Here is a 12140-nt window from a genome sequence, read left to right on the forward strand (position 1 = left end):
TCAGCACTAGACCGCCGAAACTTGCTTCAATCGAAGCGCCACCTCCTCCCAATGGTCAGTGAGCTGAATCCCGCGAAGCATGGTCCGAACTGACTCGGACACCTGACGGGCTGGGCGGCGAAGCACCTTACTTAGGCCCGACAGCGTTTCTATAGCACTTCCAAACTGATTCACGTTCTCCATCGCCTGGCGCGACGACCGGGTCATCGCAGTGATTGTCTCCAGGAACGTTCTGATGCTCGCATTCTCCAGCATGCTCGGGTTTCGTTCCAGGAAGCCGAGAATGCCGCGGACCTCGACATCGAGTCGCTTCATATTCTCGTAGAAATTGCTCGTGAGCGTCTCAAGTTCATCTGCGGACGGCTGGAGCGCGCGCGCGAAGTTAGCGACCGCAGTAAGGCGTTGATTCATAGGCGCGCTAGATGCGTTAAGAAGGGCGATTTCTTCATTGGAATCCGCGGCAATCCTTCCCATCGCGCTCACGACGGCGCCAATCTCCGTCGTCGTGTTCGTGAGCGTCGGCATGGATTCTTCGAGATTGGCGATGCGATCGATGAAGCCATCCGCGTCGACGTCCTCCTCGTCCAACGCGCCGGCCGCGTCGGCGGGCTCCGCCAACAACGCCGGATCCTGCGCGAGGACGATTGGAGACTCTGAGGCAGAGTTCCAGATTCGTGTTGCGGTCACACCCTCGCCCGGCTCGTTCATGCCAAATTCAAGAGCGCGCTGGAGCTGCTTCCGAGCATCGATAAGTCCGCGATCCGAACGAGAGAACTGAATCGTCCGAACAGCGGTTATGTCGAATGGAAGTTGTCCGAACTCACCAAGCTGGATAGTGAGCAATGGGCGAGTGTGACGCAGACCGAGTTCATACATCACATTTGGGTTACCTCCGCTAACATCCGCAATCACAACCTCGTCTTCATACAAGTGCCGAAACACTTGCTCGTTTATCTCGCCTGTTAGCGCAATTTGATCTGCACGCACGGGCTCGATCGAAACAGCTTGACATGCAGGCTGAATCACCTTCTCGAACACTTCGAGCGCATCCTCATAGATTTCGCGAGCGGGATCACCAATCGGTGCAAACTTATTGCCGATTGGCCCTACAACAAAGCAACGCCACGTGGACGTGGCCGCCAACTCACTCATTAACTCAGCCCCTTGCCCTTAGAGATGAGACGCTCGGCCGCACGAAGGACTTCCTCCGCATCGGCTCGGGTGCATCGCTTCAAATCGTACTGTGACTTATTCTTGAAGTTCAGCGCACGCGCGAGTTGCTGGGATGCATGGCGGTCGACGAGGCGACGAAGCGTCGTGACGGCCGTGTCGTGAGCAGGACCTCGTGGAATCGCCCCACCGGTGCGCATGATCAGCGCGTCGGATGCATTGATCGATGCCGAGACTGCGAGGCTGACTGCTGCATCGAACGAATCCGTTTCCAACGCCAGTTCCGCCATGAGCAGGAACTCATCCGCTTTGTCCAGTTTCAATCGGACCGCAGCGCTCAGATCCACGGTCAGCGTCGACCCACTCGGATCATGTCGACCTCCATGCGGCGAGCCCCTCAGCGTTCGCTATTTCTCCTGCAAGCAAGATGCACACGGCAGTGCTGTCGGACGAACTGGAACTACACGATACTGCTATACCAGAAGCAGCCGCCTCCCATAGGCTGCGAAGCTCGCTGGCCGCGGTCATCCGCCGCCTGCGCTGACGCGACCGCTACAGCTCGCCGGGCGCGGTGACCTGCTCGTCGATCTCCTCGAGCACGCGCCGCGTCCGCGCGGAGCGGCCGCGCCGGGGCGCGTACACGACGAGAGCGTGGAACGCGTAGCGGGCGACGAACGCGACCGCGAGCGTGATCGCCGCCGCGACGACGCTCGAGATGTGCCACGTCTCGACGAGCAGCGCGAGCACGGGGATCCGCACGAGCGCCTCGGTGTTGTTGAACGCGAACGACTTCGCGAACCGCGTGCGCCCGCTCGAGGCCTCGTCGAGCATCTCGCGGAAGACGAACCGCTCCTGCAGGAGGAAGTTCCCGATGATCGTGGCCTCCGCGGCGATGATCGCCGCCCAGATGTAGGGCATCCCGAGCTGCGTGAGCGTCCACATGATCGCGAGGTTCGCGACCGCGCCGAGCCCGCCGATGATCGCGAACGCCGACATCTTGCCGAAGCGCAGCGCCGCGAGCTGCACGAGGAAGCGGGCCCCCTGGCGGATCGACGCCTTCGACGCGCCCGCCGCGCGCTCGGCGAAGTCGAACGGGATCTCGGCGACGCGCAGCTGCTGCCGCGCGAGGATCTCGAGGAGGATCTTGAAGCCGCGCGGGCGCAGGAGCGCGAGGTCGACGCGCGTGCGGTCGACGAGGAAGAACCCGGTCATGGGGTCGGAGCAGTCGCGCAGTCGCAGCGGGAACATCGCCTTCGTGAGCGCGGTGGTGACGCGCGAGACGAGGTTGCGGGTGAGATCGGCGAGACCCGCCGCCGAGCCGTCGCGCACGTAGCGCGACGCGACGACCGCGTCGACGTCTCCCGCGCGGAAGCGCGCGACGAGCGCGGGGATCCGCTCGGGCGGGTGCTGGAGGTCGCCGTCGATCACGACGCACGCGTCGTGGGCCGCCTGCTCGAGGCCCAGGATCACGGCGCCGCTGAGCCCGCCGACCGGCTCGTCGCGGTGGATGACGCGCACGGGGATGTCGACGAGGCCGGCGACGCGGCGCACCTCGTCGGCCGTTCCGTCGCTCGAGTCGTCGACGAACAGGACCTCGCACGCGACACCGTCCATGGCGGCGACGATGCGCCGCACGAGCGGCTCGACATTCGGAGCCTCGTTGTAGGTGGGGACGATGATCGTCGCGCCGGCGAAGTGGTCGATCGTCATCCGGGGGTCGCGTCGCTCTCGGTCAGGGGCGCCGGGGCGGCCGGCGCGAGGTCGTCCTCCCGATTCTGCCAGCGGACGGGGGTGAGCATCATGCCGATCGCGAGCACGCTCCCGTACACGAGCGGCAGGATGTACCGCGGCAGCGCGACCGGGCTCGCCACGAGGAAGGCGAGGTTGACGAGGAGAGGCGACACCGCGAGGACGTGCAGCGGGCTGCGCCGGCGGATGGCGTACGCGAGCGCGATGAGCGGCACCCACGACGCGTAGAACGCCTTCGAGGAGAGGAGGTTGCCTTCCGCGAGCGACTCGGTCGCGCGGTTGACCGCGAGGCGCGCGTCGTCGAGCACGGCCGGCTCGTGGAGGTCCTCGATCGCGGCCTCGATCTCGGCGCGCGTCGTGGTCGGCAGAGCCCTGGCCTCCCAGAAGTCGAGATAGCGGTCGAGCACGATCCCGCTCTGGAAGATCATCGGCGTGACCGGGGCGAAGTACTCGAAGGTGTTCGCGGCCGTCGCCGACAGCGCGGTACCCGGATAGCGGATCACCTGCGCGAGCCACACCCGCGCGTAGGCGAGACGCTCCTCGGAGCCGGCCTCGAGGTTCCAGCGCCCCTTCACCGCGTCCGAGCGCCGCGGCACATACGCCTCGCCGAGGCCGTCGTAGCGCAGCACGGCGTCGATGACCGCCCGCTCGTCTGCGGGGATCTCGTCGCCGTGCTCGGCGACGATGCGCGCGGTCTGCTGGACGGGGATCGTGAGCATGTCGGTCGCTGTGCCGGGCGCGATGCCGATCGCGGGGAGGACGAGGAGCGGCCACACGACGTTCGTCACGAGGAGCGCTCCCGCAGTCCCCGCTGCGACGCGCAGGCGGGCCCGCCGCGCGCAGATCACCAGCAGGACGACGGCGCACACGACGACGAGGTAGACGTTGGTGCGCTTGGCGAGGATGAGCGGGATGACGATGGCGAGCGCGACGACACCCACGCGCGCGCTGAGCAGCACGCGCCCGCGCGTGCGCACGGCCTCGACGAAGAGCACGAGGAAGGGGAGCCAGAACACGGCGGCGAACGCGTCCTTGCTCATGACCGACGGCGCGGCCATGAAGACCGGCAGGACGGCGACCGCCGCTGTCAGCGTCCAGCGGATGGGGCGCGCCATCCCGAGCCATCCGAGGTAGGTGAGCACGAGGGCCGCACCGGCCGCCGTGGCGGCCTCCTGCAGGAGGAGGAAGGCGAACAGGCCGATCCGATCGTCGCCGAGCGCGGATCCGAGATCCCAGAACCATCCGAAGACCATCGTGTCGAACCACGGATGGTGGTCGGTCTGCTCGAGCAGCCCCATCCACTGGAGCCGCTGCGTGATGGTGTCGCTGTCGACGTTGCCCGGCGCGTGCACGAGCAGCCACGGCAGCCAGCCGGCGAGGATGGCGCCGGCTGTCGGCAGCAGGCGCCGGCGCGCGGTCTCGCGGAAGGACGCCGGCTCGGGCACCGCGCGACGCCCGTCGAGCCAGCGGAACAGCAGGGTCAGCGGGACGAAGAGCGCGGCGCCGAGTCCGAGGACGACGAGGCCGCTGCCGACCGCGGCGCCGACGGAGCCGGCGAACCACACCGCGCTGTCGTTCGCGTCGAACGACGCCCCCACGACGACGAACGCCGCGAGGACGAGCGCCGTGGCCGCGGCATGCGGATCCCACAGGGCCCGCAGCGCGGAAGGGCGGTTCACGCGTGCGCCCGCTGCGTCTCAGCCGACGGGGACGACGCGTCGCTCCTGTTCCGCCGACGGGCGACGAGGGCGACGGCGACCGCGAGCGGCGCCGTCGCGAAGAACCCGAGCGCGTAGCGCATGCCGCCCGAGACCGGGCCGGCGAGGAAGGTCGCCATGAGCGCGGCGGCCGGCAGGGCGAAGGCCGCCTCGAGCCCGGCGCGCTTGCGCCAGAGCACGACGAGCGCGAGGATCCAGATCCACGTGACGAAGCCCGGAGACAGCGTCATCCCGATCACGGGGATCGCGAGATACCCCTCGTCGAGGAGCCCGTGACGCTCGATGAGCGCGCGGATCCCCGTGAGCGGCTCCCCCTGCTCGCGGTCGCCCGTGATCTGATACGGGATGTCGAGGACGATCCCGCGGATGTCGTTCCACGACTCGTGCACGACGCCGTCGTACGAGGGCGCGCCCGGCGCCCAGTAGCCGACCGTGTTCGCGAGCGTCGCGGTGATCGCGGACCCGGGGTACTCCGCGACGAGCCGCAGCCATCCGCTCACGAACTCCCCCGTCGTCCGCTCCTCCCACGCCGCCCGCGCGTCGAGCTTGATCGGGTCCGCGAAGCCGGGGATGTAGTGGTCGCCGACGTCGTCGACGCTCCACCACGTGAAGACGTCGTCCACGAACGCCCGGTCCTCGTCGCTCATCGTCGCGTGGTGGTCGTGCGCGATCCGCGCGATCTGCTGCAGCGGAACCGACCACGCCTCGGTCTTCGGGCCGGGCTGCACGTCGAGCGCCGCCGAGAGCGGCCCCGCATAGAGTCCGTACGCGACGACGCATGCCGCGAGCACGGCGCCGACGCGCTTCCACTGGCGGCGGAACGGGATGATGAGCAGTGCGACGCCGAGCAGGACGACGTGGACGCCGTTGTTCCGGAGGACCATGGTCGCGATGCCCGCCGTGAGCAGGAGGACCCACGGCCACCGCGCGCGATCCCCGCGTCGGACGGCGCGCGAGACCTCGACGATCCCGATGAGGAAGAGCACGAAGGCCGACATGAAGGGGATGTCCTTCACGACCGTGATCGACGACAGGCTGAGCACGGGCAGCAGCGCGATCCACGCCCAGAGCGCCCACCACATGCGCGGCCCGACGCCCCATGCCGCGATGCGCCGGAGCAGCACGGCGAACACCGCGCTGGTCGACAGCATCTGCAGGACGGCCGCGAACGCGAGCGCCGCGGAATCGCTCAGGCCGAGGAGCTGCCACACGCCGTTCCACGCCGCGATGAGGAGGGAGTGCCCGACCGGCTCGTAGGACTCCCAGGGGCCGAGCCCGCGCGCGTAGGAGAGGCTCCGGTAGGTGTCGAAGAAGATGAGCCCCGGCCACCACACGAGCAGGTACGGCAGCCGGCAGAGCACGATGAGCCCGAAGACGAGCCCGAGGGGGCGCCATGGCGCCGGCCCCGGTGCCCGCAGCGCCTCGACGAGTCGGCTGAGCCGCCCGCGACGGGGAGCGGGCACGGCGGCGGCGTCGGGCGTCGCGCGGTCGGCGAGATGCAGCAGGACCGCTGCGCCGAGGACGGCGGCGTACGCGGTGCCGAGGCCGTGCACGGCGCTCCAGCCCGACGGCCGCAGCAGCCAGAGGTCGGCCTCCTCACGCAGGAGGGAGATGCCGGCCAGCTCCGCGACCGCGTAGGCGAGGCCCACCGGCACCGCCCAGCGCCAGACCTCGCGCGGCAGACGGCCGAGCGCGAGCCATCCGCCGTAGGCGATCGCCGCGAACGCCGCGATCGCGACGAGGCTGTTCCCCTCGAGCACGTCGCCGAGGGTCGCGGGCGTCGTGCCCGCGCACAGCGCGAGCGTCGTGGCGAACGCGCCCGCCACGGCGATGAGCACGCGCACGGCTCAGACCTCGGGGGCGCGCCAGCCGCGCCACTGCTCGAACGAGCCGTTCAGGAGCTGCGAGTCAGTGCGCTCCCACGTGTGCTTGGACGAGTGGCGGATGTACATGTAGCCGAGCGAATGCGTGCGGTACCCGATGCCGCCCTGCGTCTCGACGCGGATGAGCACCGAGCGGTCCGTGGAGTTCGGCGTGGGACGCCATCCGCCGAGCGCGTCGAAGGCCGCCCGCGACAGGAGCATCGCGCCGCCGGCGACCTGGTCGTGGTAGCGCTCGGTCGCGAACGTCCGGTGCACGGTCTGCGCGACCTCCTCGAAGAAGAGGTACTCCGTCGTCTTCCCGACGATGTCGGCACGGGAGTAGAGGTGCGCGAGGACGAGGTCGAAGACGTGGTGCTCGCTGTACCAGTCGTCGTCGTCGAGCTTGGTGATGAGGTCGCCGCTCGAGCGCCGGACGCCCTCGGCGAGGGCCGCGCCGAACAGGACGGTGCTCGGGACCTCGACCACGGTCACATCGAGCCCGCCGAGCTCGACCCCCGACAGGTCGGGAGCGGGGATCCCGTGCGCGACGACCACGACCTCCATGTGCGGGTACGTCTGCCGCGCCATCATCTCGAGCACCCCGGGGATCAGCTCGCCGCGCATCGTCGAGAGCACGACGCTCACCGAGGGGAGGTAGCGCGAGCCCGTGCGATGCTCGACGGCCGATGCGAGGCGCAGGAAGCCGGCGTGGTCGTGCATCGCGGCGCGCCGCAGCGCGACCGAGCGGCGCTCGCGCTCGAGCCCCATCGCGGGCCGATACGGGCGCCGGATGGCCTCAGCGATCCGCGGCGAGAGCTGCTCGGGCGCGATGGCGACGCTGTCCGGCAGCGAGTGCAGGATGACGCCGGCCGCCGCGAGCTCGGCGAAGCGGGTCGTGAGTCCCTCGGGGACGGGGCCGGCGAGCCCTGCGAGCGGCGAGAGGTCGACCGCCTCGACATTGCGGACGGCGGCGACGTCGCGCGCGCTGAGCGGCTCCGCGATGGCGAACTCGATGGGGCGGAGGTCGGGGTCGGTCGCGCCGAGGAGCCGGACGACCCCGCGCGGACGGTCGATGACGAGCCGTCGCGCCGGCGGCGACGGCTTGAACCCGAGGATGCGCCCGATCGGGTTGTGCACGTTGAGGTCGATGACCGGCCGCTCGACGCGCGGGTGCCCGAGGAGGGCCTCCCCCACCGTGAGCTGGTGGACGGCATCCTCCTCCTCGCGCGCGAGATCGGTGCGCGCGGTCAGCAGCACATCGGCCTTGCGCAGGTGCCGTCCCTCGAGGGCGGGGGCGATCGGCTCGAGCTGCGGGATGCGCCGGCTCGGCAGGAGCGGCAGCGCCTCGGCGCCCGCGCTCGGATCGACCGCGAGAAGCGGGAAGCCCGCCCCGACGACCGGCGCGTCCGGGACGAAGGCCGGGATGAGGGCGTCGAGCACGCGCGCGACGGGAAGCGGCGCGTGCAGCGAGACGTGCGCCGACGCCGTGCGGCGCGCGGGGTCGTGCGAGAGCGTGACCGTGCGCGTGTCGCGCAGCGGCGCCATCCGGCCGCGCCAGCGCGGCGAGGGCGCCTCCCAGCGCTCGATGTGGACGCGCAGGTCCTGCGTCATCGCGCCGTCGGCGGCCATCACGAGGTGACGGAGCGCGTCGACGTCCGGCACCCGCAGGCGCACGGGCAGCGGCTCGTCCGCCGTCGACGCGAGCGCCGGCGCCTGGCGCGGATCGGTCACGACGTGCTCGCCGTCGCGGTCCGGGGCGTCCTGCTCATCGGGGCGACGGAACCAGCGGCGGACGGGCATAGATCGATCGGCTCCCCGAGTCGGCGGACGGATGGCCGCGAGCGCGGCGCGAGGAGTCTATCGTGCGCGCCTTTCGTCCCCGTGAGAGCGCGTCCGGCGGGCCGCGTCCACCGGTCTCGGAGAAAGCGCACCGTAGAATGACGCGGTGACCAGGCCCGCCGCATCCCCCGAGCCCGCCCCGATCGTCTACCAGAACCAGTGGCGCGACGTCTTCGACGGCACGCTCCCCGACGGCTGGGAGCCGACGAAGTCCGTCTCCGTCGTCATCGCGTCGTACAACAGCAAGACGCTGCCGCTCACGCTCGCGTCGCTCGCCGCGCAGGACTACCCCGAGGACCTGCTCGAGGTCGTCGTCGTGGACGACGGCAGCGAGCCGCCCGTCGAGCTCGGCGAGGTCGTTCCGAAGAACATCCGCCTCATCCGCGTCGAGGAGGGCTGGGGCCGCTCCAACGCGACCGACATCGGCATCAAGGCCACGTCGGGCGACATCATCTACTGGGTCGACTCCGACATGATCCTGTTCCGCGACAACGTGCGCCAGCACGCGAAGTGGGCGCACTTCATCCCCGAGGCGGCCACGATCGGCAACAAGGGCTTCATCGAGGAGTGGGACTACACCCCCGAGACGGTGTACGAGAAGGTCCTCGACGGCACGATCGGCGACGACTACGACCGCTCGACGCTCCACGAGCACTGGTCCATCCAGATCTTCCGCGACACGGACGACCTCAACACGTCGCACGGCCGCAACTACTCGACGCACATGGGCGCGTGCGCCTCGGTCACGCGCGAGGTCTACGACCGCACGTTCGGGCAGGACACCCGTCTCCACCTGGGCGAGGACACCGAGATCGCCTACCAGCTCTGGCAGGCCGGCGCCGTCTTCATCCCCGTCGAGGAGGCGCTCACGTGGCACCTCGGCCGCGGCACGGTGCAGGACCACGCGGTCAAGGTGGCCTGGCACAACGACGTGCACTTCGCCCAGCGCATGCCGATCCCGCGCTACCGCCGCAAGGCCGACAACCGCATCTGGGAGGTGCCGCTCGTCAAGGTCGTCGTCGAGGTGACCCCCGAGACCGCGTACCTCGCCCGCAACTGCGTCGACCGCATCCTCAACAGCACCCTCACCGACGTGCACGTCGTGCTCGTCGGCCCGTGGTCGCAGCTCCACGAGGGCCGGCGGAAGATGCTCGCCGACCCGCTGAACGAGCTCTACCTCGTGCGCGAGTGGCTGCGCACCGACAACCGCGTGATCTTCGCGGAGGAGGTGCCCGAGACGGTGTTCCCGGCCCCGTACCGCGTCGACCTGCCGATCACGGTGGGCGTCACGAGCGACAGCCTGATGCAGATGTACCGCCAGATCGACGGCAACCGACTGGGCGCGGTGCGCTACTTCACGCCCGGTCACACGAAGGACGACTCCGTGACGATCTGGGACTCGGCCGCGGTGGCCCGCGCCAAGCGGTACCTGCGCGAGGGCGACGCGATCGAGGACCTCGTCGACCGGGTCTGGGGCTTCCAGTGGGGCTCGAACGACACGGCGCAGCTCATCGACCTCCGCGAGGCCGACCTCTCGGAGCGCGTGACGCGCGTCGACCCGCGGGTCGCCGAGCTCGAGGCCGAGGTCGCCGCGCTGCGCGCGCGCATCGCGCCGCCGCCGTCGCTCGCGCGTCAGATCGCCCAGCGGCTCAACGCCGCATCGGGCGGGCGGCTCGCTCCCGTCGTGCGCGGCGTCAACGCCCGGCTCGGCGGCGCGCCCGCCGCGGCCATCCGGCGTCTGCGCCGAGGCTGATCGAGCGGATGACGTCCCGCACAGACGCATCGCATCAGTCCGGCTTCCGCCCGGACATCCAGGCGCTCCGCGCGATCGCGGTGCTGAGCGTCCTCCTCTACCACCTGTGGCCGAATCGGCTGACGGGCGGCTTCGTCGGGGTCGACGTCTTCTTCGTCATCAGCGGCTACCTCATCACCTCGCACCTCGTCCGCGAGCGCGAGAGGACGGGGCGGATCGCGGTGGCGCGGTTCTGGGCGCGACGCGCGGTGCGCCTTCTCCCCGCGTCGCTCCTCACGCTCGCGGCGACCGCGGTGGGCGTCCTGCTGTGGGTGCCGCGCTCGCTGTGGGACCAGTTCCTCGGCGAGGTCGGCGCGGCGGCGCTGTACGTGCAGAACTGGCGCCTGCTGTTCGACAGCGTCGACTACCTCGCAGCCGACAACCAGCCGTCCCCCGTGCAGCACTTCTGGACCCTGTCGGTCGAGGAGCAGTTCTACGTCGCCCTGCCGCTCCTGCTCATCGCCGCCATGGCGCTCCTGCGCCGCGTCGCGTGGCGGAAGGTCGCCGTCGGCGTGCTCGCCACGGCGACCGCCGCCTCGTTCGCATACAGCCTGTGGCTCACCGCCTGGTCGGCGAGCGAGGCCTACTTCTCCACGCTCACCCGCGCATGGGAGTTCGGCGTCGGCGCCCTCGCGGCCTTCCTCCCGCTCATCGCCTGGCGCGCGATGTCGAACGCGCTCGCCGTCGCCGGCGTCGCGCTGATCGCCGTGAGCACGGTCGCGCTGTCGGGCACCACGCCGTTCCCGGGCACGGCGGCGCTGCTGCCCGTCGTGGGCACGGCGCTCGTCGTGTGGGCGGGCGGCGGCTCGTTCCTCGCGCCGGTCGGGGCCGCGCGCCCCGTCGCGTTCACGGGCGCCGTGTCGTACGCCGTGTACCTCTGGCACTGGCCGCTCATCGTGCTGCTCCCCTACGCCACGGGGCATCCGCTGACGACCGTCGAGAAGGTCGCGATCGCGGCCGCGGCGTTCACCCTCGCGTGGGCGTCGACGCGCTTCATCGAGAACCCGGTCCGCCTCTCGCCGAGCCTGCTCGCACGTCGCCGGCCCCGCACGGTCGCGGCGTGGGCCGCGGCCGGCATGGCCTGCGTGCTCGTGTTCCCCGTGGCCGCATCGGCGACCCTCCGCGCGGAGGAGGAGCGCGTGCTCGCGGCCACCGAGTCGCTCGTCGAGACCCTGCCCGACTGCTTCGGCGCGCAGGCGATGGACCCCGAGCTCGCACCGTGCGAGAACCCCGAGCTCGACGCCTACCCGCTCGTGCCCGCTCCGATGGACGCGGCGAGCGACGACGCCAACCGCGACGCGTGCTGGTCCGGCCCGGATGAGACCGTGCTGCGCGTCTGCTCCCTCGGACCCGACGCCGACTGGGACCGGCACCTCATGGTGATCGGCGACTCCCACAGCAACGTGTTCGTGGGCGCCTACGCGCGCATCGCCGAGGAGCGCAACTGGCGCATCGACATCGCGGGGCACGGCGGCTGCTACTGGACGGACGCCCTCGTCGAGCGCTCGACGCCCGTGTCGACCGACGCCTGCACCGCGTGGCGCGGCGAGATCGCGGACTACGTGGCGGAGAGCACCGACGGGATCGATGCGTTCGTCGTGACGCGCTCGTCCGATGGGCGGGACGCGGATGCGACCACGGTCGACGGCATGGTGTCGGCGTGGGGCGCGCGTCCGGATCCGACCGTGCCCGTGATCGCGATCCGCGACAATCCCCGCATGCCGGCCGAGACCATCCAGTGCATCGAGGCGGATCCGGAGACGGCGAACGAGAGGTGCGCGCAGCCTGCCGACGCCGTGCTGCACGACGACGGGCAGGCCGCGGCGGCGGAGCGCGACCCGAATGCCACGGTCATCGATCTGACCGAGTTCTACTGCGCCGACGGCACGTGCCCTGTCGTCATCGGCGGAGTCGTCGTCTATCGCGACGGGCACCACCTGACGGCGACCTACGCCGCGACCCTCGGGCCCTATCTCTCCGAGCGGCTCGCGGCCGCGCTCGGCTGACGCC

8 protein-coding genes are annotated in these 12140 nt (G+C 70.4%); 2 read left to right on the forward strand and 6 right to left on the reverse strand.

Annotated elements, in window-relative coordinates; translation table 11 throughout:
- Positions 1–6: 6 nt before the first annotated feature.
- The 6 genes from M1D46_RS13965 to M1D46_RS13990 form a co-directional block, all read right to left on the reverse strand.
- A complete protein-coding gene (locus M1D46_RS13965; RefSeq protein ID WP_456285851.1) occupies positions 7–1152 on the reverse strand; it encodes a hypothetical protein in 1146 nt (381 codons plus the stop codon).
- Positions 1152–1517, reverse strand: a complete 366-nt coding sequence (locus tag M1D46_RS13970; RefSeq protein ID WP_456285852.1) for a HEPN domain-containing protein — start codon at positions 1515–1517, stop codon at positions 1152–1154. The genes M1D46_RS13965 and M1D46_RS13970 overlap by 1 nt, the downstream gene beginning before the upstream one ends.
- A 205-nt stretch (positions 1518–1722) precedes the next feature.
- Complete coding sequence (locus tag M1D46_RS13975; protein ID WP_456285853.1) at positions 1723–2880, reverse strand: glycosyltransferase; 1158 nt, start codon at positions 2878–2880, stop codon at positions 1723–1725.
- On the reverse strand, positions 2877–4598 hold the full coding sequence (locus M1D46_RS13980; RefSeq protein ID WP_456285854.1) for a DUF6020 family protein: 1722 nt from the start codon (positions 4596–4598) through the stop codon (positions 2877–2879). Before M1D46_RS13980 ends, M1D46_RS13975 begins: the two co-directional genes overlap by 4 nt.
- On the reverse strand, positions 4595–6481 hold the full coding sequence (locus tag M1D46_RS13985; RefSeq protein WP_456285855.1) for a DUF6020 family protein: 1887 nt from the start codon (positions 6479–6481) through the stop codon (positions 4595–4597). Before M1D46_RS13985 ends, M1D46_RS13980 begins: the two co-directional genes overlap by 4 nt.
- 3 nt (positions 6482–6484) lie before the next feature.
- On the reverse strand, positions 6485–8299 hold the full coding sequence (locus M1D46_RS13990) for a glycosyltransferase (RefSeq protein WP_421074332.1): 1815 nt from the start codon (positions 8297–8299) through the stop codon (positions 6485–6487).
- A 145-nt stretch (positions 8300–8444) separates the two neighbouring features.
- Here M1D46_RS13990 and M1D46_RS13995 point away from each other — a divergent pair, with 145 nt between their 5' ends.
- Together M1D46_RS13995 and M1D46_RS14000 are read left to right on the forward strand one after the other, a co-directional pair.
- Entirely contained in the window at positions 8445–10091 is a 1647-nt protein-coding gene (locus tag M1D46_RS13995; protein WP_271172838.1) for a glycosyltransferase, read from the forward strand.
- 8 nt (positions 10092–10099) lie between these two features.
- Complete coding sequence (locus M1D46_RS14000; RefSeq protein ID WP_456285856.1) at positions 10100–12136, forward strand: acyltransferase family protein; 2037 nt, start codon at positions 10100–10102, stop codon at positions 12134–12136.
- The last annotated feature ends 4 nt before the right edge of the window (positions 12137–12140 follow it).

The sequence above is a fragment of the Microbacterium sp. JZ70 genome, assembly GCF_053903225.1.

Coding starts and splice junctions, on each gene's coding strand:
- M1D46_RS13965 (WP_456285851.1), bottom strand. CDS start 1,152: ATGAGTGAGTTGGCGGCCACGTCCACGTGGCGTTGCTTTGTTGTAGGG.
- M1D46_RS13975 (WP_456285853.1), bottom strand. CDS start 2,880: ATGACGATCGACCACTTCGCCGGCGCGACGATCATCGTCCCCACCTAC.
- M1D46_RS13990 (WP_421074332.1), bottom strand. CDS start 8,299: ATGCCCGTCCGCCGCTGGTTCCGTCGCCCCGATGAGCAGGACGCCCCG.
- M1D46_RS14000 (WP_456285856.1), top strand. CDS start 10,100: ATGACGTCCCGCACAGACGCATCGCATCAGTCCGGCTTCCGCCCGGAC.